Genomic DNA, 25,064 nt, shown 5'->3' on the forward strand with positions numbered 1-25,064 from the left:
ATACGTCGGCCTATAAGGGTGCGCAATACCTATATATATGTAAAAAAGGAGAGCTCATACCTATTAATTGTTATATATCTTTTCATGGAGATCGATTTTTAGAACTAATGATCTTCTCGCTTGTAATAACTAACGCTTACCTCTGAAATAATACAAAACCGTATTTTCCAAAATTAACTATCAAGTTGTCTTGCGGGTCAATAATGGGGCCTATTGGGTGTGACGTCCTGAAAATATTCTTCCGGGATACCTATGAGTAGGTAATTAGGGTCTTATTTTACCTACTTCGGGCGATTGTAGCAAATTCTCAGCCCCTGTAGTTTTGCCAAAAATTATAAAACGCAATGAGAACGTTAACAAATTTATTAGCGATTGGATTACTTTCCTTTACCGCTCTACATGCTCAAGAGAGTAATATGAGCTCTACCGTAAAGGCATCGGAGATGTATGCCGACGGTTTTTCTAAATTCCGTTTTGGAGGATATGGTGAGATGGCTGCCAGTTATATGGATTATGATTGGAATTGGGTGACACCTCAAGGTACATCACATATGAATCGGGCTACTGTCTCTATCCCTCGTTTTATTTTAGCTTTTGATTATAAGTTCTCTCCCAAATGGGTACTGAGTTCCGAGATTGAGTTTGAGTATGGAGGAACAGGCGCCGCACGGGAAGTGGAGTGGTACGAGGAGAATGGAGAATATGAGACCGAGATCGAGAAAGGTGGCGAGGTCGCCTTGGAGCAGTTCCATATCTCTTATCTGATGAACAAGCATTTAAACTTCCGTTTTGGACATATGATCGTACCGGTAGGCTTGACCAACGCACATCATGAACCCTTGAACTTTTTCGGTGTATATCGTCCGGAAGGAGAGACTACCATATTACCTTCTACTTGGCATGAGACGGGTGTGGCTCTATTTGGTGATTTAGGAAATTTCGATTACGAGTTACAAGTCGTTTCCGGTCTGGACCCACAAGGTTTCCGTATGGAGAACTGGGTTGGCAAAGGTACGCAAGGCGCTTTCGAGGAAACTCAATTTACGCATCCTGCCTTTGTGGCTCGTGTCAACTATAATGGAGTGAAGAAATTTAAAGGCTTACGTGTGGGCGCTTCTTTTTATTATAACCAACCCTCTAAGAATAGTAGCAAACCGCTGCGTAACCAAGGTGAGAAATATCCGCTTACTATCGTGACGGCGGACGCTCAATATAAAAGTCCGAACAATAATTTGATCGCCAGAGGTAATATCGTTTACGGCCATCTGGGCAACAGCAACGCTTTGACAAAGGTAAACAATAACTCATCTTCAGCTTCCGGATATCCTAATTCAACCGTGGCGGAGACCGCTGTCAGTTATGCGGCTGAGGTTGGCTATAATGTAGGTTCCTTCTTTAGTCGGAAAGCCCCTAGAATTTATCCTTTCGTTCGCTACGAATATTATAATCCGATGCAATCCGTGGAGAAAGGCAGTAATAAACTGGCGGATAGACGTCTTCAAAAGAGCGTGATTACGGCTGGCCTTAACTATTACGCATTGCCTAATCTGGTCGTAAAGGCGGATTATGCGCACCGTATTGTAGGTAAGGGTGATTATAATAGCCAGAATATGGTTTCTGTCGGTATCGCTTATATCGGCTGGTTCTTATCAAGATAATAGACTATTAACAAATATATATGTAAGAATATGAAAAAAGTACTTTTATTACCCATGATGTTGATGGGTGTGGCTTTGAGCTTCACTTCTTGTGGAGACAACGATGATCCGGGCAAGGACCCCGATGTTGTAACTTATGACTTTAAGAATCTTCCTGCGGATTCGGGTGCAAAACCAACAGAAGATCAGATGAGTGCGGTTGTCGCTACTTTCGTTGATGAGGTAGCTTTGCCTACCTATAAGGACATGTTGACAAAGATGACCGCCTATAAAAATGCGGTAGACAAGTTCATCGCGTCTGGTTCTAAGAATGATTTAGCGGATGCCTGCGACGCTTGGCGTGCGGTTCGTGTACCTTGGGAACAAAGTGAGGCATTCTTGTTCGGTGTGGCGGATTTGGCACAGCTCGACCCGAGCTTGGATAGCTGGCCTTTGGATAAGAACGGTATAGAGGAGATTATAGCTACAGGAGAATTCAGCAAGATTTCAGGAGCTGTAGACGAAGATGCGGAAGATGGTCCTCAAAATTTACGTGGATTCCATACGGCGGAAAAGATGTTATTCTTAGACGGCGAGCCTCGTGATCTGGAAACAAGCCCGTTCGCAAAGAATGAATTGGAGTATTTGAAGTTAGTGTCCGAACGTATGTTATCTGATACTCAAGACTTATACAATGGTTGGTTGAAAGGCTTAGGAACTTCGGATGTTCCTTCTTCTTATGCGGAGGCTATGAAGAAACATGACGGTTCTGCCTATTCCATTGGTAATGTGTATCAGGCGATTGAGCTTATGCTGAATGGAAATAATGGTATGGCTGGAATCTCCAATGAAGTAGGTTCCGCTAAGATAACTGACCCGGTGACCGCATGGAATGGAAGTAATAAAGACGCTACTGACCCGAATAACCCCGGTGTCTTGGCTGTAGAGTCTTGGTATAGCTGGAATTCCTTGGACGACTATAAGAACAATATCGTAAGTATCAAGAACGCTTATTTCGGCGGTCGTGATTTGGATGAGAAATCCGCTTCCGAGAGTAGCTTGCATGCGTTGACTAAAATGATTAATCCTACGTTGGATAGTTTGATGGTAGTTCAAATTGATAAGACAATCGACGCTATCAATGCGATCGGCTATCCTTTCCGTAACAATCTAGGGGATACGGAGCATATCAATACAGCTACAGAAGCTTGCGCTGATTTAACGACAGGTTTGGGCGTTGTTAAGTCTAAGTTCACGAACTAATCGGACAAGCCGATACGATGAAACGAAGATTACTTCTATTATTCGCTTTATCCGGTAGTCTGCTGTGTAGTTGCGAATCCGAGGACTTGGAAAATTGGCAGGTTAAGAAACCCAATGGGCAGGTAGCTTCCGAGAAGGAATTGTCCGCGGGTATCTCAACCATTTTCTCCAATGCCCCGGATGCGTACGATACGCAGGCAAACTGGGTTACGGGCGAATTAGAGACGCGATTTAATCGTGGTGATGGATTGTACGACGATGCTCGCGGTGTTGAGAATGTGGATGGTGGAGGACTAGGGCCGCTTTATGCCGGATATTCTTGCGGTTCCTGTCATAAAAGTACCGGGCGGACCCGTCCGGCTATAGCCGATGGAGGGTCCGGCCCCGGCTTCTCATCCATGCTTATTTATATATCACGTAAAAGTGGCGGCTATTTTCAAGATTACGGCCGGGTACTACATGATCAAGCGATATACGGAACGAAACCGGAGGGAAGGGTTAAGATTACTACTACTTCCCAAAAATATACGTTCCCCGATGGGGAGGAATATGAGTTGGTCACCCCTCATTATGAGATAAAGGAATGGTATGCTGATAGTATCCCGATGTCGGATTTACGGATTTCCGTACGTCAACCCTTACGGCATGTCGGAATGGGGCAGATGATGGCGCTCGACTTGGATATGCTAAAGCAGATCGCTGCTAAAAGCAATTATCCGGAATATGGTATTAGTGGACGTATAAACTATGTGACGGAAAAGGGAAAGAAGCAGATCGGTATCTCTGGTAATAAGGCGAATCATGCCGACTTAACGGTGGAATTGGGATTCTCTTCCGACCTCGGTGTAACGAACGATCGTTTCCCGCATGAGGTAGGAGAAGGACAGAGTAATATGATGGGTTTTGCCATGACCGGGGCGCAGGTCTCTACGGAAGATATGGAAGATGTGGATTTATACCTCCAGACCTTGGGGGTACCCGCCCGTCGGAATGTGGATGATCCTACGGTTCTTCAAGGAGAGCAACTTTTCTATCAAGCGAAATGTCATTTATGCCATGTGACTTCCTTGAAGACACGCCCTCGCGGATCTGTCCTTTTGAATAATACGGAATTGCCTCAATTAGGTAATCAGGTGATCCATCCTTATTCGGACTTTTTATTGCATGATATGGGGGTTGAGCTAGGGGATGATTATCCCAGTGGCTTGGCCAACGGTAATGAATGGAGGACTACCCCGTTATGGGGATTGGGATTACAAGAGGTCGTAAACGGCCATACCTATTATTTACATGATGGCCGTGCCCGGAACCTGACGGAGGCTATTATGTGGCATGGTGGGGAAGGGGCTGCGTCGCGTACCCTATTCTCTCGCATGACAAAAGACGAGCGGGCCGCTTTGATTAAATTCCTACAAAGTTTATGAATAAATAACGCATAGAATCGAAATGAAAAAAATATATAGGACGTTGCTTGTGGTGCTTCTATCAGCGGGTGTTTTCTCCGTGAAAGCTCAAGATACAAAGAAAGAGATGGATGATAAATATGTAGAGAACGATGTGGTTTCACTAGCGGGAAAGAAGGGCTTTTCCTTTTCTACCAAGGCCGGTGACTTTTTGTTTAAGCCCTATGCGTTGGTACAGGCAAGCGCTTGCTACAACCGGTATGACGACCAAGGGCTGGAAAGCCATTATGCCAAGAGCGTAGCGAACTCTGGTTTCGCGATCCCTAACGCTATTCTCGGTTTTACGGGTAAGGCTTTTGGACGGGTTACTTTCAATTTATCGCTGAATGCCGCTAAGAGTGGAGGGGCCTTATTGCAACAGGCTTGGTTCGACGTAGCGATCAAGGAATCGTTTCGTATCCGTGTCGGTAAGTTCAAGACACCGTTTATGCATGGCTATTTAAGTACTTTGGGGGAGACGTTGTTTCCGGTACTGCCTTATTCCGCTTCCCAATCCGTATTGCTTCCTTACGACGTGAATTATGTTATACCGAATATGTCCACGGGATTCGACTTGGGTGTACAGGTACATGGTTTGATCCATGATAAATGGAATTATCAAGTCGGTATTTTTAATGGTACGGGTATCGACGTGAATTTGGCGACTAAGACAAACTGCGATGATCATAAATGGTTGCCTTCGCTGTTATATGCGGGTCGTCTGGCCTTTATGCCGAAGGGGGAGATGCCAACGTCTCAAGGCTCGCCGGAGAATCTGAACGACGATAAGATGTCTATCGCCGTATCTGCCTCTTATAATGCGGAGGCTGAGTTCTTGACCAGTAGCGACACCCGTGTGGGCGTTGAGTTCGCATGGATCAAGAACCGCTGGTATGTAGCAGCCGAAGGTTATTATATGAATATGCATTTTACCAAGATCATGCAAAAGCCGGATAAGAATTTCTGGGGAGCTTACGCTCAATTGGGCTATTTCATCACTCCGAAATTACAGGGTGCTTTGCGATATGATTTCTATGATCGAAACGCTACGGATGAGGGTGGTTTGTTAAATATGCCCGCCGCTGGTTTGAATTATTATTTCTTTAATAATAATTTGAAACTACAGGTTATGTATCAATATTTAGGTCGTAGCGGTCATGCTACGCAGAATGACCGGGATGAGGACGCTATTGGATTGGCTCGTCACTCCGCTACGGCTATGTTGCAGTTCACGTTCTAATCTTTGGGTATGAAACTATATAGTCTATATATAATGTATGCCTTATTCCTGTTATTCGGGCTGGGTTGTGATGAGGGTAAGATTTATCCGGATGAGACGGTTGATTCCGGGCGAACCGCTACCGTGTCACTTTCTTTCACTGGCCTGAAAGCTTGGCCGAAGGAGAATATGCTCTCGTTATGCGCTTTTGGCGAGGATAAGTCGAAACCTTTGCAAACCCAGCGTATCAGTAAGCCGGCGGAAGACGGCAAAAGACTAAAACTCCGATTGAATAATGTCACTCCGGATACGAGGAGTATAGAGGTCGCTGTGATTAGTAGGGGATTGCGGTTGGTTTACTCCTATTATGCGTCTCCGGTGGATGATTCGGACGAACCGCTTGATTTGTCTGTGGGCGAATTGGATTTAGCGAGCTTCAAACGTGTACAAGCGCAGGTGTTCGACTTGAATTGCCTGTCTTGTCATGGCGGGGGATCGGGATTGGCCGGTCAGCTGGATCTTAGGGACGATGTAGCCTATAAATCCTTAGTGAATGTCAAGGCGCCCCTTTCGGAAGAGGGTAAGAACTACGTGACCCCGGGTGATATAAACGATAGTTTCTTGCTGGATATATTGGAGGATAATCCGGTACATAAGGATATGTTCAATAGTTCTGGGAAACAGGAGGTCCTTGCTTTGATCCAAGGTTGGATCTTAGGAGGGGCATTGGATAATTGATAAGAAAGAAAATGATGAATTATACGAGAAAAATAGATACGGATAAAGCGGTAGAGGTTCAGATCTCTTCATTCACGGGCAAAGGTGGAACAACGGAATATCAGGTGATGGTATCGATTACAGACCCTTGTTTGTCTTTCGTGGAGCAATTACAAAACCTTTTGCGGGTTTATGTGACTGTCGTGAAGGAAGAGCTATCGAATGACGCTACCGCCGTTTTCCGCCGTTATTTTTTAAGTGACGCGGCTAATCAGACGGATAACGTGATGGAGTGGGAGTGCGAGAGCGCCTTTTGTCCGCTCTCTATCGTGCAGCAACCGCCTTTGAATGGAACAAAGATCGCTATGTGGACTTATTTGCAAACGGGCATGTCGGTACAAACGCACGATTCCGGTTTGCTGGAAGCGTCGCATAACGGTTATAGGCACCTCTGGGGGGGAGGTGCCTTCAATAAGGCGGCCAATTCGGAATACCAGACCCGGCTTTTATTGAATGACTATGTGATGCAATTGATGGGGCAGCGTTGTGCGTTGGCCTCTCATTGTGTCCGTACTTGGTTCTTTGTGCAAAACGTAGACGTGAATTACGCCGGTGTGGTGAAAGCCCGGAAAGAAGTTTTTATCACGCAGAATCTTACGGAGAAGACGCATTATATCGCTAGTACGGGTATCGAGGGACGTCATGCCGATCCCTCGGTGTTGGTACAGATGGACAGTTATGCGGTGGATGGGTTGGAGCCGGGACAGATTCAGTTCCTTTACGCTCCCACGCACTTGAATCCTACTTATGAATATGGAGTAACCTTCGAGCGGGGTACGGCTGTTACGTATGGGGATCGTAAACAGGTCTTCATCTCGGGTACGGCGAGTATAGATAACCGGGGAGAGATTGTCTATCCGGGCGATATCGTAAAACAAACCGAGCGGATGATGGAAAATATCAGCGTGTTGCTGAAAGAGGCGGACGCTACTACTCGTGATATTACGCAGGCGATCACCTATTTGAGAGATATGGCTGATTATGCGGTGGTTAAGAAGTATTTTGAGGCGCATTACCCGGATTTGCCACATTTGATAGTCTTGGCCCCCGTTTGCCGTCCCGGATGGTTGATAGAGACTGAGTGTATAGCGGTCGTGCCGACGGAGTCGTCCTTTAAGCCTTTGTGAAATAATAATAAATGTACGAGATATGGAAGAAAAAGGAGTATATTTGGCTATTCAAACACCAAGACAAGTTAGAAAGAAGCCTATGTATAAAAATGGAATGTACCGGGAAACCGATAAAATGAGTGATCTGATCTGCGAGAACTATCCGATGGTTTTAGTCATGAGCCGCTTTGGTATAGCGCTCGGGTTCGGAGAGAAGAATATCGGGGAGGTTTGCCGGCAGAATGGGGTGGATGCTTGTACTTTCCTGACGGTCGTGAATTTCTTGGTCGAGGAAGTGAATACGCCTGTCGAGAATATCAGCAAATGCCTGTCGATCGAGAACTTGATCCGCTATTTGCATAATGCCCATGATTACTTCTTGAACTTCCGCTTGCCACATATCCGTCGTAAATTGGTAGACGCTATATCCGGGTGCCCGGAGGATGTCGCTTTTGTGATCACGAAGTTTTTCGATGAGTATGCGGAGGAGGTAAATAAACATATGTCTTATGAGGAACGTGCTGTTTTCCCTTATGTCCGTAATTTGTTGGAAGGAAAGAGAGATCCGAAATACAATATTACGATCTTCCGTAAGCGTCATGATCAGATCGAGATGAAGATCACGGAGTTGAAAAATATCCTGATCAAATACTATCCGGGAGCGGGTACGAATATGCTGAATAGTGTCTTGTTCGATATTTTTGCCACGGAGGAAGACTTGGCTTCACATACCCGTGTGGAGGATTATTTGTTTGTACCGGCCATATTGGCTTTGGAAAAACAATTATAAGCATGAATCGATGAGTACAAATCTAAAGATTGCGATAGCCGAACCTTCTGTTATCATAAGGAGCGGACTGGAGAACCTGTTGAAACGGTTACCGGGTTTCCGTATCCAGATGGTGGAGATTCATTCGGTGGAATCTCTTTTCGACTCGCTTCGTATGCACAAACCGGATGTGTTGATCGTGAATCCGGCTTTGCCCGGCTATTTCACGTTGCAACATTTGAAGGAGGAAAGCGGCTGTGCCGAGATGAAATGTATCGCTTTATTATATTCTGTCTCAGACAGTGTGTTATTGCGTTCTTATGATGAACAAATTAACATATACGATAGCCCTGATGAGATCAAGCACAAATTGGAACGGTTGAACGCCGAGGTACTTCCGGATGACGAGCCGGAAGGGGATGACGAGCAACAATCGTTAAGCTCGAGGGAAAAAGAGATCGTAGTCTGCGTCGTGAAGGGAATGACAAACCGGGAGATAGCGGATCGTTTGTTTCTTTCTACGCATACGGTCATCACCCACCGCCGTAATATCGCTCGGAAACTTCAAATTCATAGTGCCAGCGGTCTTACGATCTATGCGATTGTCAATAAGCTGGTCGAATTAGGCGACATTAAACAGTAATCGTATATTTATAAGTAAGTTAAAGGGAATGTGGATAAGCGATAAAAGCGCCTTCCGCATTCCCTTTACTATTAATATAATTAAATTTAATGATCATATCTTATTAACGCTTATCGAAAACTAAAACCCGTTTATTCCTGTTTCTTCTTCAAATCATTAAGCTTATAAGAAATGAAGAAAGCATTTTTACTTGGATTAGCATTGTTATTTTCCTTATCTATGAGCGCACAACATTTCGCGTTGAAGAACAATCTTCTCTACGACGCGACTACGACTCCGAACTTAGGATTCGAGGTGGGCTTAAGCAAAAAGGTTACATTGGATGTCTCGGCGGGATATAATCCTTTCAAGTTCAATGACGGTAAGAAACTGAAGCATTGGCTTGTCATGCCGGAAGTGCGTTATTGGACTTGCGAGAAATTCAACGGTACGTTTATTGGCGTGCATGCGTTGGGCGGACAGTATAATATCGCCGGGATTAAATTACCCTTTGGCATATTCCCTAATTTGAAGGACCATCGTTATGATGGTTATTTGTACGGTGGCGGACTTACGTTGGGACATCAATGGATACTGAATAAGCGTTGGAGTATAGAAGCCGCTATCGGCGCCGGTTATGCCCGTGTACATTATGATAAGTATAATTGCGGGGAATGTGGCTCCAAGATCGAGACCAAGAACTCGAACTATTGGGGTGTAACGAAAGCGGCCCTTTCTATCATTTATTTTATCCACTAAAAAACGATCTAGAGAGATATGAGACATTTATTGAGTATATGTATCGCTTTATTGTTCCTCGGAGGTGTGAGCCTACAGGCACAGAACGGTGTGCGGGGAACTGTTAGTTTCGAGAATGTAAGCGCAAAGAAGGACGGAAGCCAGCTTATGATGAATTTTACGACCAATCTGAGCAATCTGCGTTTGAAATCCCAAGAGATGGTCATCCTGACACCGGTATTGCAATCGGTGGATAAATCGCAGTCTTACCAGTTTAACCCGATCGTGATTACCGGGCGGGCACGTATGAAGGCGTTGAACCGTGAGTTGGGTTTCAATAGTTATGAATTTCCCCAAACTCCTAGCTTGATTATCCGTCAGACGAAGAAGGGGCCGGAATTGATTCCGGTGGAATTGTCCGTACCCTATGCGGGATGGATGCGAAACGCTACTTTGATGGTGGATGAGAATACCACGGGATGCGCTTCTTGTGAGGTCTCAAATGACATCTATGGGGTGATGAGCCGTGTATTGCCTCCGTTAGCCCCTCCCGTTTATGAGCTTAGCTATGTTACTCCTCCGGTAGAGCCAGTGAAACAACGGAGCGAGACGCATTCCGCTTATTTAAACTTTGAGGTAGGCAAGTCCGTATTGTTACGTGATTTCAAGGATAACGCTACCGTGCTGAATGAGGTGAATAAGATTGTAACGGAAGTCCGTAACGATAAGAATCTTAGCTTTACCGAATTTAAGGTTACCGGATACGCTTCCCCGGAAGGTGGCTACGATTATAATATGAGATTGTCCGAGAGCCGTGCCAAGGCTTTTGTCGCTTACATGAAAGATAAGGAGAAGATGGACCCTTCCTTGATGAAAGTAAATTGGATGGGTGAGGATTGGATCGGATTACGTCAAGAGGTTACGAAATCGGATTTGGCGAATAAGAAGGAGATTCTGGAGATCTTGGATATTCAAGATATAAACAAGCGCAAGGCTAAACTACATGCCTTGAACGGAGGTCGGACGTATAAGATATTATTGGATAAATACTATCCTCCTTTAAGACGTATTGATTATACCTTGGCTTATATCGCACGTCCGTTCGACGTGAACGAGGCCAAGCAAGTGATCAAGACGAAACCTCAATATTTAAGTTTGAATGAGATGTTCTTGGTAGCCAATTCTTATGATAAAGGTAGCGATCAGTTCAAGGAGGTATTCGATATCGCCGTTCGTCTTTATCCGACCGACCCGATCGCTCAATTAAATACGGCGGCCCTTGAGATTGAGACTGGTGCTTACGATCCGGCCATCAGTCGTTTGCAAGGTATTAATTTGCCGGAAGCATGGAATAACCTAGGTGTCGCTTATGCGATGAAGAAGGATTATACGACCGCTATGCAATATTTCGATCAAGCTGCCCAAGCCGGCGTGCAAGATGCCGCTGCGAACCGGGATGAGCTGGCTGCTTGGTTAGCCGAGCAATAATGGAGATACTTACCTTCGAATATAAAAAAAAGCCCCCGTTCCCGGAGGCTTTTTTTGTGCTTATAATTTCGCTTTCCATTCATTCATCAACTCGGTAATGGTTTCTCGTACCGAAGTGATCTTATTCGCTCGCCAAGCGTTACTGCCGGCGAAAGCGTATCCATTCTCGAAATTCCCATTGAAGGCGTTGTATAAGGCGGTGACGATACAATACGGGCTGCGTGATATATCGCACGTCTTGATACAGTTGAAGGGACAAGCTTTCGGTTGCTTGATTCCCGCCTTTACTTTCTCAAGGAAACTGCAATGGATGGCTCGTCCGGGCATGCCGACGGGACTTTTGATGATCTCTATGTCCTTCTCCTCGGCCTGTATATAGGTCTGTTTGAAGGCTTCCGAGGCATCGCATTCCGTGGTGGTAACGAACCGGGTTCCTAACTGAACGCCTGATGCTCCAAGGTCTATCATGCGTTTGATATCTTCACCCGTATAAATGCCTCCTGCCGCGATTACCGGGATCTTTTTGTCGTATTTCTGCTCGAAATGAGAGACTTCCTCTACGACTTGAGGTAATAATTCTTCCAATGAGAAATGCTGGTCTTCCAACTGGTTTTCCTTATATCCCAGATGTCCACCCGCTTTCGGGCCTTCTAGTACCACCGCATCCGGAAGATAATCATAGTTATTCTTCCATTTCTCGCAGATGATACGTACGGCACGTGCGCTGGAAACGATGGGAACCAGCTTGGTGACGCTATCTTTCTTGAGGAAAGAAGGCAAGTCCAAAGGCAGTCCAGCACCGCTGAAAATGATGTCTACCTTTTCCGCTATACTGGTCTTCACCAGTTCAGCGAAGTCGGAAAGAGCTACCATTACGTTTACGCCGATGATACCTTTCGCTTTTTCCCGGGCCTTGCGGATCTCTTCCGCTAACCCAAGATTCCCAGCTTCCGTATAATTGCTGGGTGACAATTTCTTATATAAAAGTCCGAGACCGGCTGCGGAGATAACGCCGATCCCACCTTCATTTGCGACGGCCGAGGCTAAGCCGGAAAGAGAGATGCCTACGCCCATTCCACCTTGGATGATTGGAATACGAGCCTTTAGGTCTCCGATTGTTAATGTCTTCATTAAAAAAATAAATATAGTGTTTCAATAATCGAGGCAAAGGTAGCACAATATCCCAATAAATGTGCGAAATGGACCAGAATTATCGCGCAAATATTCTAGTCATGTGCAATGTATGGAACGAACCGATTATTTTATGTAAATTCGTCCCTGAATAATTAGGCAAGACGTCTGTAACAGGATTGTAATGTATGTGAAACGGGTGTGAAACAGGAGCGTTGTAACTTTGCGACGCAAATATAGTTTTTATAGTTAGGAATGAAATTAGGAAAAGTTATAGCGCTCATGTTAGTGCTGCTTCCATTCAGTATGGGAGCGCAGGAGGTGGATCAGTCGGTGGAAAAACGTATCGATTCCTTGGCTACGGAAGTGACTACCTTGGATAAGGTAGTCCAGAAGCTAAGCAAATTCAATGTTTCCGCTTATATCCAAGGACAATACCAATATGGACAGGAGGACGCTACCTTGAAGGTGGGCGATAAGAACGAGAACTTGGATAAAGGGTTTAACCGGATCGGTATCCGCCGGGGCCGTATGAAGTTCGAGTACAATGATGGGATCGGAACAGGTGCTGTCCAGATCGAGGTGAATGATAAGGGAGTAAGTTTCCGTGATCTGTATATCGGTATCAAGGACCCTTGGACGAAGCGTAGCCAGTTGATGGCTGGTGTGTTCAACCGTCCTTTCGGTTATGAGGTCTGTTATTCCACGAGTTCTCTCGAATCTCCGGAGAGAGCGACTATTATCCAGTATTTCTTCCCGGATGAGCGTGACTTGGGAGCGATGCTTACCTTACGTACCAAGACTACCAGCCCATTGAGTTTCTTGCGATTGGATGCCGGTCTGTTTGCCGGAAACAGTATCAACCGGGAGACGGATAGCCGGAAAGATTTCATCGGGCGTCTGGGTGCCGAGAAGGCGATAGGCGACTGGGGAAAATGGGGAGCCGGTTTCTCCTATTACCATGGTTTTGTCTACAACCCGACTACCGAGGCGTATGAGATGCGTGGCAATCATTTCGTTAAGAGGGATATGGGAGAGACGGGTACTTATATGAAGCGCCAGTATTTAGGTTTGGATGGACAGTTTAGTTTTCTTTCATCTTTAGGAAAGACCACTTTCCGTGCGGAAGGTTTGATCGGTACCCAACCCGGTATTGCCGGAAGCAGTAAAAGCCCTAACTACAGTACCCGACCGGAGAATTTGCCGGAAAATTCTTTGTTCAAGCGCCCTTTCCTTGGTTACTTCTTTTATTTGGTACAGGATATAGGTGCCTCTCCTTTCTCCGCCGTATTGAAATATGACGTTTACGATCCGAATACGAAGGTGAGTGGAAATGAGGTCGGGGCGGAAAATAGCTTCACCTCAAAAACCGATTTGGCTCAAAGCACGATAGGTATCGGCGGTATCTATAATTTCAATAAACATATCCGTCTACAAGCTTACTACGAGTTTAACTTCAATGAGAAAAGTAACCTCGTGAAGGGCTACGAGAACGACTGGAAGGATAATGTATTGACAGTCCGTCTTCAATATAAGTTTTAATTCATAGGATTGTAATATCTGTTTCATCCCATTGAAATACCGAAGTATTTATTTTGTATCGTAAATAAAAGATAAATACAAAGTAATGAAGAAGACGATTTTATTAGCTGCCATGGCAGCGTGTTTGTTTGCTACGAATGTGTTTGCCCAGAAGATAAAGGGTAGCGATACTTGTTTGCCTCTTACCCAGACTGAAGCCGAGAATTTCATGAATAAGAACAAAGCTGCTAAGATAACGGTGACGGGTGGTGGCTCCGGCGTGGGGATCTCCGCTTTGATGGAAGGCACTACGGATATAGCGATGGCTTCCCGTAAGATGAAATTCGACGAGCGCATGAAGTTGCAAGAAGCCGGAAAGAAGACGAAAGAGGAGGTGATCGCCTATGACGCTCTGGCTGTTGTCGTGCATCCTTCCAACAAGGTATCCAATCTGACCCGGGAGCAATTGGAAGGCATTTTTACCGGCAAGATCAAGAATTGGAAAGAAGTGGGTGGTGCGGATATGAAGATCGTGGCCTATTCCCGCGAGACTTCTTCCGGAACCTACGAGTTCTTCAAGGAGAGCGTGTTGAAAAATAAGAACTATATGAACGGTATCTTGAGCATGCCGGCTACAGGTGCCATTATCCAAAGCGTAAGCCAGACGAAAGGAGCCATTGGCTATGTAGGTCTTGCTTATTTGAATAAAGAAGTGAAGCCGATCCATGTATCGTATGATGCCGGAAAATCCTACGTGGAGCCTTCGTTGGAGAACGCAAGGAATAAGACCTATCCGGTTGTCCGTCCGTTGTTCTACTACTATGAGACGAAGAATGCCTCAAAGGTGCGACCGTTCATCGATTATGTGATGTCTGCCGAAGGACAAGCGACGGTGAAGAAGGTTGGTTATATCCCGGTAAAGTAAGCGGAGAATCCGGACAGCGTTGTATGAGCACATCATACAACGCTGTCTAAGGTGCTTCGACAGTACTGTCTAAGGTGTTAAGACAACGCTGTCTTATGTGTTGGGATAAGATTGTCCGTCCGTCTCTTCCAGAAACTGATCCATATACAGATTCTCGCCATCCCATACGATATAAGAGAAGAATTGCATCCAATCCCCGGCTATGAGAATACGGGAGGTACGGCTTAACATCAAGTCCAACATGATGTGGCGATGGCCGAAAATGAAGAAGTTTATATCGGGATGCGTCTTTAGATATTCCTTGGCGAAAACAACCATATATTCAGCGTCTTCCCCTTGATACTTTTTAGCCTCTTGCTTTTCCAGTCCACTCTTCCGGCTGTTGAGCGACCAACCTAAAGCGAACCCGAACGTCCAGCGGGGATGTATTCCCGCGTATAGCCATTGGCAGAACTTGTTTCGGAAAATGGCCCTGATCAGACGGAATGCCTTACTCCGGAAATCTACCTCATCGCCATGCCCGAGGAAGAAACGTTTCCCCAATAAATCGACTGTCAAGGTATCCCGATGGATGATGGCGCCTATCTCTTTCGGCAAGTAGTCGAACATCCAGATGTCATGGTTACCGATAAAGATATGTATTTCTATGCCTCTGTCCGCTAACTCGGCCAATTTCCCCAGAAAACGTACATGGCCTTTCGGCACGACGTATTTGTATTCGTACCAATAGTCGAATAGATCTCCCAGAAACCAAATGGCGGAAGCGTCTTCCTTGATGCTATCCAGCCAACGTACCAGTTTCTTTTCGATGGCTAAAGGGTCCTTGTGGAAACGGGCTCCCAGATGTGCGTCTGAGGCGAAATATATTTTCATAGAAAACCTAATTCCAGTTTAGCCTCCTCCGTCATCATGTCCTTGTCCCATTCCGGCTCGAAGACGAGGTTTACCTCTACATTGTTCACCCCATCGACCGCTTCTACCTTCATACGGACATCTTCCAATATGAAATCGGCCGCCGGACAGTTCGGGGCGGTGAGGGTCATATCGATGCGTACATTTTTTTCCTCATCGATATCTACCTTATATATAAGCCCAAGATCGTATACGTTTACGGGTATTTCCGGGTCGTATACCGTCTTCAGCATAGCGACGATCGCTTCTTCTGTTTGGAGAAATTCGTTGTTCATCTTCTTTTGTTTTATACGCGAATATACATTAATACTTCTATATACTAAACCGGGGGAAAAGAGAATTTGTTTCACCGGACCAGCCTTCCTTCATCCGCATAGCTATAATAACCGCTATCGGACAGGATGATATGGTCCAGTATCCTAATATCCATCAGCTTCGCCGCCTTTTGGATACGCTCGGTCAAGGCATCGTCGTGCGTACTGGGGCGGAGGCTGCCGGATGGATGATTATGGCATAGGATTATACCGGAGGCCAAGGCGTTGATCGCCGCTTTTAATACCAAACGGATATCCACGGAAGTCTGGTTTACTCCGCCCTGACTGATTTTTACCTTTTGTATCACCTTATTTAAGGGATTGGTTAGAGCGATCCAGAGTTCCTCATAAGGTAAATCGCATAGTTGGGTACGGAATAGGAGATAGGAGTCTTTGCTGCTTCGGATAGCATCTTGAGGAGACGCCTCTGAGGTTTCCCGCCGTTTCCCTAGTTCCATAGCGGCGCAGATCGTGACCGCCTTCGCCTCTCCGATACCTTTAAAGCCGGAAGTTAATTCTTTGATGGAACGTTTACCCAATGTATTCAGATTGTTGTTTACGGAGTGAAGTATCCGTTGAGAGAGTTGTACGGCCGTCTCCTCATTGTTGCCGGATCCGATCAGTATGGCGATCAATTCGGCATCGCTTAATACGGAAGCGCCTTTTTGAAGCATTTTCTCACGGGGCCTGTCTTCTTCGGCCCATTCCTTGATGGAAAGTTTTCCTGTCTTTTCTTTCATAGTCGGGAAAGGTTTATGATTTGGTTAAAAAAATAGTTCCCGCCTGCTTATCAAGCGGGAACCGTATATTTTGACAAGACCCGGATTACTCGCGGATACGGCCTACGTAAGAACCATCAGTCGTATTGATCTCGATAACCTCGCCCTCGTTGATGAACAACGGAACGCGAACTTCCGCACCAGTCTCTACGGTTGCCGGTTTCAAGGTGTTAGTAGCAGTGTCACCTTTAATACCCGGTTCTGTATAAGTAACTTTTAATTGAACTTTTGTAGGCATGTCGGCGAAAAGAACCGTATCGGTAGATGCATCAGAAACAACGTCTACAATTTCTCCCTCTTTCATGAAATCAACGCCGTTGATCAAGTTTTTGTCGATGATCACGTCATCGAATGTCTCTTGGTTCATGAAATGATAATGCTCGCCTTCCGTATAAGTGAACTGATACGGGCGACGTTCTACGCGTACATCTTCCAACTTCTCACCGATATTGAAACGACGCTCGATCTGACCGCCTTTTACAACATCTTTCAATGTGGTACGCATGATGGTATTACCTTTACCCGGTTTTACGTGAAGGAAATCGACGCAGAAATAGAGTTTTCCGTCCAAACGGATACAAGTTCCTTTCTTAATGTCTTGTGAATTGATCATATTTATTTTCTTTATTTATATATGTTATAGAGTAATCCGTAACGTTTTTCGGGTGCAAAAGTAGTACATTCCTGCTAAAGTAGCAAAAAGTTTTGCGTATTTATATGGAAAAATAGTTGCAAATCAACCGAATAACCGGAACCAAGACCGCTGTCATGATACCCATCAAGCCAATCGCCAGTCCGCTTAATGCTCCTTCGATGGCCCCGATTTGAATGGCCGCTGCTGTTCCTACTCCATGGGAGGAAGCCCCTAACGCCAGTCCTTTAGCGATATGGCTATCTATTCCCAGTACCCTCATCACGATAGGGCCCACTATACTGCCAAAGATTCCTACCGCTACGACGATGACGGCGGTAAGTGAAGGTATGCCGCCCGCTTTCTCCGCTATCCCCATAGCGATCGGGGTGGTGACGGATTTCGGCTGGAGCGTGGCGATCAACGCTTGGTCGGCTCCCATCAATTTACCGATGATGATTACGCTTACGATTCCGACAATGGCCCCGACAAATACGGAAGTCAAGATCGAAACGACATTTCCCTTTAGATATTGGATTTGCTCATATAACACATAGCCAAGGGCCACTACGGAAGGCCCCAGCATAAAATGGATCAAATGACTGCTTTGCTGGAACGACTCATATTGAATGCCTAGGACTTCCAGTACCACGATAATCACGAAGATGGTCGTAAGCAAAGGATGCAAAAGACTGATATGGACTTTCTTGTAAAGAGCCAAGGAAGTCAGGTAGGTACCAATTACCAAGGTAAGAGCGAAAATCTCGGAATGCGCCAGATTATCCATGGTCTATTTTCCCTTTTCCAGTTTTTGTTGCACCAACGCTACGCTGGCGATGACTAAAATTGTACTTACTACGGAAGCGATCAGCAGGACTGCCCAATACTCGGAGATGATCCCGAAGGAATTCATAAGCCCTACACCGGCAGGAACGAAGAATAATCCCATGTTTTGGGTAAGAACCGTGGAAAGACGTTTCACCTTTTCAGGTTTTACTTTCTTGAACGCAAGGGCTAAGAACAATAGCACCATCCCAATTACGCTACCCGGTATGAAACCGTCGATAAAGTAGCTGATAAACTCTCCCGTGAAATAGAAGAAGAGAATGTAAAATGCTTCTGTTAGCATAGTTTTTCTACCTTTTTTGATAACCGCTACAAAGATAACAGCTATTTCGTAGATATGTTCTATAACATATTATTTTAACATAATAGGGGCGGGGTTCGCCCACCCGTGGCATCAAGCTAACGCGGAAGTAATGAACATATAAATCATCATACCGATAATATCGTTGGTAATGGTGATAAACGGTCCGGTCGCCAAGGCCGGATCTATCTTCATCTTATCTAAGGTCATGGGAACTAGCGTGCCGAATATACTGGCGAACATTACGACGGCGAATAGGCTTAAAGATACGGAGGCCGTAATCCCCCGGTCTCCCAGCATGAAGAAATTGTAAATGAACACGACCAGACTGATAATGCTGGCATTGATTAACGAGACTACAGACTCTTTTAGGATTTGCGGTACGATATTCCCTTCCTTCAAGGTATTGTTTGCCAAGCCCTGTACCACGATAGCGGAAGATTGTATGCCTACGTTTCCACCGGTACCACCGATCAGCGGGATAAATAGCGCCATCTTCGGGTTAGTGGCGAAACTGCTCTCGAAACCACCGAGGATAACGGAGTTTCCCAATCCTCCGATCATGCCGATCAGCAGCCAAGGTAGGCGGGCGGCGGTTTGGGTGAATACATTATCCGAGGTTTCCACGTCTTGCGAGATACCAGATGCCAACTGGTAATCACGCTCGTGTTGCTCGCGTACCTCATCCATAACGTCGTCGATCGTGATACGTCCTACCAGACGTCCGATACTATCGACTACGGGCAAGGCTACCAAGTCGTATTTCTCGATCGTCTCCGTAACCTCCTCGATACTGTCGCTGTCGCGAACGGAGATCGGGTCTTTTTTCATGACATGCTTGATCTTGGAGACGGATGGGTGGGTAATCAGTTTCTGCAAGGGGAGCACACCTTTCAAGCGCTCGTCGTCATCCACTACATATACATAATAGATCTCGCTCATCTCCTCCGCTTGCTTGCGCATCTCGTCGATACATTTGGGCATACTCCAATTCTCGTTCACCACGATCATCTCGGTACCCATCAAACCGCCGGCGGTGTCCTCGTCGTATTTCAACAAGTCCACGATATCACCGGCCTGCTCTACGTCCTCGATATGCGAAAGGATCTCCTCTTGGGTATCCTCGTCCAACTCACGCATCAAGTCAACGGCATCATCCGTTTCCATGTTATCGACGAAACGCTTGGCGATAAGCTCATTGGGAAGTTCCTTCAATAATTTATGACGGTCTTCCTCATCCAGCTCCATCAAGACATCCGCCGCTTTGTCGCCATCCATCAATAGATAGAGATAAATGGCCTCTTGCAAGTTCAGTTCTTGATAAAGCTCGGCTATATCGGCAGGATATAGTTCATGAAGTACCTCCTGTGCCTTCGCGTCATCTTTGGCCTCGATGATGCTTTTCAGGTTCTCGATGTAATCTTTCGTCAGTTCGATCATTGGACTCTTATATTATTATAGGACATCACCAGCCTACTTCTCCAAATGCTTTTGGCTGATCAAGGTCAGTTCCACGAATTGCTCCACGGATAACTGTTCCGGGCGCTTGTCGAATATCGGCAAGGCGTAATCCGGGCAATCTTTACCCAATAGGGGTTTCATGGAATTACGAAGCGTTTTCCTTCGTTGGTTGAATGAGGTCTTTACTACAGTCTTGAATAACTTCTCGTCGCATCCCAGCTCCTTACGGTCGTTACGGGTAATTTTCAATACGGCGCTTTTCACTTTTGGAGGCGGATCGAATACTTTCTCACTGACGGTAAAGAGGTATTCCACGTCGTACCAAGCTTGCAACAGTACGCTCAATATCCCGTACGTCTTGCTACCGGGACCCGCCGCTAGGCGTTCCGCTACCTCTTTTTGTAACATCCCCGAGCAGCAGGGAATCTGGTCCTTATAATCGAGGACCTTGAAGAATATCTGGCTGGAGATATTATAGGGGTAATTACCGATCACACAAAACTGCCCCGGAAATAGCTTCGAGAGATCCAATTTTAGGAAATCCTCGGCGATGATACGCCCTTTCAGATCGGGGAAATTCTGGTTCAGGTAATCTACGGATTCCATGTCCAACTCGACAACGGTCAAATCATGTCCCGCCTCCAGCAAGAACTGGGTAAGGACTCCCATTCCCGGTCCGATTTCCAAGACCGGCAGGGATTTGAAAGTATCGAGTGTGTCCGCAATGCGCTGTGCTATTTGCAGATCCTTTAGGAAATGTTGCCCTAATGCTTTTTTTGGCTTAACTAATCTCATCCACTTTTCGGTGTAATGTGTTTGTTTTTAAATATTATGCTTATCTTTGCGGATGCACAAAAGTACAATAAATAATTTAAAGTTCCCTATACCTAATGGATTTTAAGAGCATTCTACGTACGTTTCTGAAGATAATTCTACCTTTAGCCTTCGGCTGTTTACTCCTTTGGTTTTTGTATCGGAAAATGGATATCACTGAGATTTGGCGAGTAGTCAAGGAGGGGGTTCGTTATGATATTATTCTGGTTTCTTTATTGTTCGGCTTGTTCGCCAATATCGTCCGTGGCTTACGGTGGGGATTGCTGATCAGTTCCTTGGGCGAGCGCTTCAAGATGAGTAACGTGATTTACGCCGTGCTGGGTAATTACGCGGTGAATCTGGTGTTGCCCCGTGTCGGCGAGGTATGGCGTTGCGGCATGATCACGAAATACGATAAGATCTCGTTTACCAAGCTGTTAGGTACGCTGTTGATCGACCGTGTGAGCGATACGATCATGGTCGGTTTGATAACCTTGATGATATTCATATTTAATATAAGCTTCTTTACGAGTTTCTTCGCCAAGAACCCGGCTTTGCTCGAAGGGTTCCAGTCCATGTTTAATTCGATATGGATTTACGTGGCGGTGATAATTTTTGTCGCTGTAATTTGGTTTGTATTCACTTATATGAGTAACTTTACGCTGGTACAGAAAGCCAAAGGCATGTTGAAGAATGTATGGACCGGTATGAAGAGTATCTGGTACATGGAGCATAAGATGCGTTTCGTGATAGAGACGTTATTGATTTGGGGAGGTTATTTCTGTTACTTTTATATTACGTTCTATGCTTTCGACTTTACCAAGGACTTGGGTATCGTGGTCGGGCTGATCACGTTTACGATGAGTAGTATCGGCGTGGCGGTGCCTGTTCAAGGCGGTATCGGACCGTGGCATTTCATGGTGATCGCTACCTTGGTTTGTTTTGGCGTGAACGAGAATGACGCGGCGGCGTTCGCCTTGGTCGTTCATACGGTACAGACGGTATGGACGGGATTGTGCGGATTGTTCGGCGTGGTGGCTTTGCCGCTCACCAACCGGGAGAACAAAGAGATTCCGGTCGCTGTTTCGTGATGAATACAAGATATGTATTAAATATGAACTGAACTAAATTATTAACATCTATGTCAGCAGAAATCAAAGATCTATCTCCGAAGCATGTATGGGGTTATTTTTATGACCTTACGCAAATCCCCCGTCCGACCGGACATATGGAGGCAGTAACCCGTTTTATGATATCCTTTGGTAAAGGATTGGGACTGGAAACCCTGCAAGATGAGGTGGGTAACGTATTGATCCGTAAGCCGGCTACGCCCGGAATGGAAGGTCGTAAGACCGTGACATTGCAGTCTCATCTGGATATGGTTCCCCAAAAAAACTCTTCCGTAAAGCATGATTTCGAGAAAGATCCGATCGACGCTTACATAGACGGTGATTGGGTGACGGCCCGTGAGACGACTTTGGGGGCGGACAATGGCATGGGCGCCGCTCTGGCGATGGCCGTGTTGGCGGACAATAGCTTGCGTCACGGACCGATCGAGGCCCTGTTTACGATTGATGAGGAGCAGGGAATGGACGGCGCTTTCGGCTTGAAGCCGCATTTCTTAAAGGGTGATATTTTATTGAATTGTGATTCCGAGAAGGAAGGGGAGTTGTTCGTAGGTTGCGCAGGTGGCGCTAACGTGAATGTCTCTTTCCAATTTAAGGAGGATACTTATATTCCGGAAGGTGACGTGGCTGTCAAGGTTAGCTTGGCTGGCTTGAAAGGTGGTCATTCCGGTGTGGATATTCATTTAGGGCGTGCGAACGCGAATAAGTTGATCTTCCGTTTCTTGAAAGAGGCGGTATGCGATTATGGCGCTCGTTTGTCTTCTGTGGCGGGTGGTTCCTTGCCTAACGCTATCCCTCGTGAGGCTTTTGCCGTGATAACGATTCCGGGTGATAACGTGGAGTCTCTTTGGGAGCTAGTGGCTGATTACCAAGATATGTTCCGTACGGAGTATATGGGTGTGGAGGATAAGATCGATTTCGTTGCGGAGATGGTTGAATTGCCGTCTACGTTGATTCCGGAGGAGATACAGGATGATTTGATCAATGCGATCGAAGGTTGCCAGAATGGTGTGATTAGCATGTTGCATGATTTCCCGGGTACGGTTGAGTCTTCCTCTAACTTGGCGATCGTGAAGACATCTGATGAGTTGATCGAGGTGAAGATCTTGGTGCGTAGCTCATCCGAGTCTCGCAGGGATTCTGTTTGCTCAAGTCTGGAAAGTGTATTCGCTTTGGCAGGGGCTAAGGTGGAGGAGTCCGGTCATTATAATGGCTGGCAGCCTAATATCAATTCCCCGATCTTGAACTTGATGAAATCTACCTATCTGGATTTATTTGGTAAGGAACCTGAGGTGAAGGTGATGCATGCCGGATTGGAATGCGGTATCATCCAAGGTGCTTATCCGGATATGGATATGGTTTCTATCGGACCGGATTTGGAATATCCGCACTCACCGGACGAACGAGTGAATATTCATTCCGTACAGAAGATCTGGGAGTTTATTACAGCTGCATTGGAGAGAATCTAAGGATCTCTTTCCTTATAGATATTAAACAAGCCCTCCAGCCTTTGTTCTTCTAACCATTCGGTTAGCGAGAATAGGGCTGGAGGGTTTATTTTATAGTTTCTCTATATCCTCAAGGGAGAGCCCAGTGTATTTTTGGATAATTGAGGGGGATAATCCATCCGCTTTCATGTTGCGGGCCGTAGATTCTTTCCCTTTCAATATCCCTTTCTCCTCTGCGTAATCGATCGTATTCTTATAATCCCTGTATCGTTTCAGAGCCTCGTCGTATTGTATGCGTTCTTCCTTGCTGAGGTTTGCCACGTCGGCTACTTCCAGCAACTTATCGAAGACCGCCTTTTTTGCCTTGAACGGCATTCTCTCTAAAGTGTCCATATGCTTCAATAAATAAATCCAACGTTCAAAATCATTCTCGCACTCGTCCGGTTCTTTTTGGAAGTAAGGTAGCTCGAGATAGACTTGCCGTATCCTGTCGCTAAACATCCTTCCGGTTTCCCGGTCCGCCAATATAACATCGGTCCGGAACTTTGAGTTCACGTCCATCTTGTAATTAAGTAGGAATACCCCGTATACGGGTTGTAACACGAATTTCCAGTCCTTCCCTTTTTGTCCTTGGTTACTGATGGCCCTCGCCAGATAGTACAGTCCCCTGTCGTGGAAATAGGGTTGTGCCCCGGTTTGCATCTCAACGACGAATAGGTTTCCGTTGCTGTCCTTGCAATGCACGTCAAAAACGATTCCCCTGTCATCCAGCGTCTCGGGGGTCTGAATCGGGTTAAGGAACGTGATATCCTCAATGTAGTGCTCTCCGAAGAACAACTGGTTCAGGAAATCGATTAGTAACTCCTTGTGTACCTCCTGCCCGAATATCCGGTGAAAGCCGAAATCGGTGAAGGGATTGATAAATTTTCCCATAGTGCTTATAGGTTTAAATGATTAAATGATTAAATGATTAAACGGATGATCCTATCTCATCCTTTGCGGTAAAGATACGCTTTTTTTTAAAAGGAGGCAGGGCTGGTGTGCCAAAAGTTTCACTTTTGTGAGATTTGAGTGTTTTTTGAAAATACGGGAAACATGTGCTTTACAGGCCCTGATAACCAAGAAACGGGCCCTCTCATTGGCTGCTGAAGTGAATAACTGACGGCTTGTCGAGTGAATAACTGGCGGCTATACCTAGCCGCTAACTGACGGCTTGGGAAGTGAATAACTAATCACTAGGAAAGCCTTTTTATACTGGAACCAACAAGGTCTTCTCAGCGACTTTTGGGGTGCGCTTCAGTTATCCTGCGGGGCTTTTCTATGTCGATTATTCTATTGTAGCCCTTGCGGATGGATGGTAAGCGAAGCGGCGATAATCATGACAGTTTGCGCGAAACAAGGCTGTTTGTGTGACATACCTCTTCTTTGGAGAAGTCTAACCAGAGAGAAGTAATAGGTGAAAAGGGCCTTTTTGTCTCTTATTTATAGGTAAAAGGTCGCTTTTCCGGTGAGAAAGGTGGTGTTTGCCCACGCGAATATATGCGTTAGCCGACGCAACCGTATGCGTTAGGTGATACATACGGTAGTAATCCCCATCGCATACGATAGAAATAGCCTTCACATACGGGTGAATTACAGGTTTTAGCCTTAAGAATATGAATTAGGATGAATAATTTTCGCCAGAATGAAAGGGCATATTCCGTTATCTTGTTATGGAATAACTACTTGCGAATATTTTTTCTCGTTTTACGGAACTATATGTATAATCTCCCGGAAAATTCGATTCTCAAG

The 25,064-nt window shown here is 45.7% G+C and carries 24 protein-coding genes; 14 read left to right on the forward strand and 10 right to left on the reverse strand.

The genetic code is table 11. The features are described 5' to 3' along the window. Positions 1–344 precede the first annotated feature (344 nt). The 10 genes from DWX84_RS19045 to DWX84_RS19090 all read left to right on the forward strand — a co-directional run bounded on the left by DWX84_RS19045 (position 345) and on the right by DWX84_RS19090 (position 11,064). Complete coding sequence (locus DWX84_RS19045) at positions 345–1,658, forward strand: porin (protein WP_005861166.1); 1,314 nt, start codon at positions 345–347, stop codon at positions 1,656–1,658. Between the two features lie 30 nt (positions 1,659–1,688). Further along, positions 1,689–2,900, forward strand: a complete 1,212-nt coding sequence (locus tag DWX84_RS19050) for an imelysin family protein (protein ID WP_008778472.1) — start codon at positions 1,689–1,691, stop codon at positions 2,898–2,900. Positions 2,901–2,917: 17 nt separating this feature from the next. Further along, complete coding sequence (locus DWX84_RS19055) at positions 2,918–4,324, forward strand: di-heme oxidoredictase family protein (RefSeq protein ID WP_005866749.1); 1,407 nt, start codon at positions 2,918–2,920, stop codon at positions 4,322–4,324. A 22-nt stretch (positions 4,325–4,346) separates the two neighbouring features. Further along, positions 4,347–5,582, forward strand: a complete 1,236-nt coding sequence (locus DWX84_RS19060; RefSeq protein ID WP_005866751.1) for a porin — start codon at positions 4,347–4,349, stop codon at positions 5,580–5,582. 9 nt (positions 5,583–5,591) lie between these two features. After that, positions 5,592–6,299, forward strand: coding sequence for a hypothetical protein (locus DWX84_RS19065; protein ID WP_048927928.1), 708 nt, complete (start codon positions 5,592–5,594; stop codon positions 6,297–6,299). Positions 6,300–6,310: 11 nt separating this feature from the next. Then, positions 6,311–7,465, forward strand: a complete 1,155-nt coding sequence (locus DWX84_RS19070) for a Rid family hydrolase (RefSeq protein WP_083434130.1) — start codon at positions 6,311–6,313, stop codon at positions 7,463–7,465. Positions 7,466–7,547: 82 nt separating this feature from the next. Next, on the forward strand, positions 7,548–8,237 hold the full coding sequence (locus DWX84_RS19075) for a hemerythrin domain-containing protein (protein WP_010185248.1): 690 nt from the start codon (positions 7,548–7,550) through the stop codon (positions 8,235–8,237). Between the two features lie 10 nt (positions 8,238–8,247). Beyond that, entirely contained in the window at positions 8,248–8,859 is a 612-nt protein-coding gene (locus DWX84_RS19080; protein WP_005861184.1) for a response regulator transcription factor, read from the forward strand. Between the two features lie 171 nt (positions 8,860–9,030). Next, the gene (locus DWX84_RS19085) at positions 9,031–9,597 is read left to right on the forward strand and encodes a DUF3575 domain-containing protein (RefSeq protein ID WP_005861186.1); all 567 of its coding nucleotides are present in this window, start codon (positions 9,031–9,033) and stop codon (positions 9,595–9,597) included. A gap of 18 nt (positions 9,598–9,615) precedes the next feature. After that, positions 9,616–11,064 (forward strand): DUF3868 domain-containing protein, encoded by a 1,449-nt coding sequence (locus DWX84_RS19090; protein WP_048927929.1) that lies wholly within the window; start codon positions 9,616–9,618, stop codon positions 11,062–11,064. Between the two features lie 60 nt (positions 11,065–11,124). Here the strand turns inward: DWX84_RS19090 and DWX84_RS19095 are convergent, their stop codons facing one another. Then, positions 11,125–12,195 carry a nitronate monooxygenase family protein gene (locus tag DWX84_RS19095; RefSeq protein ID WP_048927930.1) on the reverse strand — a complete coding sequence of 357 codons (1,071 nt, stop codon included), beginning with the start codon at positions 12,193–12,195 and terminating at the stop codon, positions 11,125–11,127. 255 nt (positions 12,196–12,450) lie between these two features. Here DWX84_RS19095 and DWX84_RS19100 point away from each other — a divergent pair, with 255 nt between their 5' ends. Continuing rightward, the gene (locus tag DWX84_RS19100) at positions 12,451–13,737 is read left to right on the forward strand and encodes a hypothetical protein (RefSeq protein WP_048927931.1); all 1,287 of its coding nucleotides are present in this window, start codon (positions 12,451–12,453) and stop codon (positions 13,735–13,737) included. An 85-nt stretch (positions 13,738–13,822) separates the two neighbouring features. Then, positions 13,823–14,641 carry a PstS family phosphate ABC transporter substrate-binding protein gene (locus DWX84_RS19105; RefSeq protein ID WP_005861193.1) on the forward strand — a complete coding sequence of 273 codons (819 nt, stop codon included), beginning with the start codon at positions 13,823–13,825 and terminating at the stop codon, positions 14,639–14,641. A 93-nt stretch (positions 14,642–14,734) separates the two neighbouring features. On the opposite strand, the gene DWX84_RS19110 is transcribed toward DWX84_RS19105, so the two are convergent. From DWX84_RS19110 to rsmA, 8 genes are all read right to left on the reverse strand, one after another. Continuing rightward, a complete protein-coding gene (locus tag DWX84_RS19110) occupies positions 14,735–15,514 on the reverse strand; it encodes a UDP-2,3-diacylglucosamine diphosphatase (protein ID WP_005861197.1) in 780 nt (259 codons plus the stop codon). Beyond that, a complete protein-coding gene (locus DWX84_RS19115) occupies positions 15,511–15,828 on the reverse strand; it encodes a metal-sulfur cluster assembly factor (protein WP_005861198.1) in 318 nt (105 codons plus the stop codon). Before DWX84_RS19115 ends, DWX84_RS19110 begins: the two co-directional genes overlap by 4 nt. A 71-nt stretch (positions 15,829–15,899) precedes the next feature. After that, entirely contained in the window at positions 15,900–16,607 is a 708-nt protein-coding gene (radC, locus tag DWX84_RS19120) for a DNA repair protein RadC (RefSeq protein ID WP_005866762.1), read from the reverse strand. Between the two features lie 85 nt (positions 16,608–16,692). Next, positions 16,693–17,259: an elongation factor P gene (gene efp, locus DWX84_RS19125; RefSeq protein WP_005861200.1), complete on the reverse strand. Its 567-nt coding sequence runs from the start codon at positions 17,257–17,259 to the stop codon at positions 16,693–16,695. Between the two features lie 100 nt (positions 17,260–17,359). Next, a complete protein-coding gene (locus DWX84_RS19130; protein ID WP_005861201.1) occupies positions 17,360–18,064 on the reverse strand; it encodes an LrgB family protein in 705 nt (234 codons plus the stop codon). 3 nt (positions 18,065–18,067) lie between these two features. After that, positions 18,068–18,406, reverse strand: coding sequence for a CidA/LrgA family protein (locus DWX84_RS19135; RefSeq protein WP_005861203.1), 339 nt, complete (start codon positions 18,404–18,406; stop codon positions 18,068–18,070). A gap of 111 nt (positions 18,407–18,517) precedes the next feature. Next, on the reverse strand, positions 18,518–19,864 hold the full coding sequence (mgtE, locus tag DWX84_RS19140; protein ID WP_005861206.1) for a magnesium transporter: 1,347 nt from the start codon (positions 19,862–19,864) through the stop codon (positions 18,518–18,520). 33 nt (positions 19,865–19,897) lie between these two features. Next, complete coding sequence (rsmA, locus tag DWX84_RS19145; RefSeq protein ID WP_048927932.1) at positions 19,898–20,680, reverse strand: 16S rRNA (adenine(1518)-N(6)/adenine(1519)-N(6))-dimethyltransferase RsmA; 783 nt, start codon at positions 20,678–20,680, stop codon at positions 19,898–19,900. A 95-nt stretch (positions 20,681–20,775) separates the two neighbouring features. Between rsmA and DWX84_RS19150 the strand changes: the two genes are divergently transcribed. Next, positions 20,776–21,789, forward strand: a complete 1,014-nt coding sequence (locus DWX84_RS19150) for a lysylphosphatidylglycerol synthase transmembrane domain-containing protein (protein WP_005866766.1) — start codon at positions 20,776–20,778, stop codon at positions 21,787–21,789. A gap of 50 nt (positions 21,790–21,839) precedes the next feature. After that, positions 21,840–23,294 (forward strand): aminoacyl-histidine dipeptidase, encoded by a 1,455-nt coding sequence (locus tag DWX84_RS19155; protein ID WP_048927933.1) that lies wholly within the window; start codon positions 21,840–21,842, stop codon positions 23,292–23,294. Between the two features lie 90 nt (positions 23,295–23,384). Here DWX84_RS19155 and DWX84_RS19160 read toward each other — a convergent pair whose 3' ends face one another. Beyond that, positions 23,385–24,206, reverse strand: coding sequence for an Rpn family recombination-promoting nuclease/putative transposase (locus DWX84_RS19160; protein WP_048927934.1), 822 nt, complete (start codon positions 24,204–24,206; stop codon positions 23,385–23,387). Between the last annotated feature and the right edge of the window lie 858 nt (positions 24,207–25,064).

It is taken from the genome of Parabacteroides sp. AF21-43 (genome assembly GCF_003635435.1).
In the GTDB taxonomy this organism is placed as follows: Bacteria; Bacteroidota; Bacteroidia; order Bacteroidales; family Tannerellaceae; genus Parabacteroides; species Parabacteroides distasonis.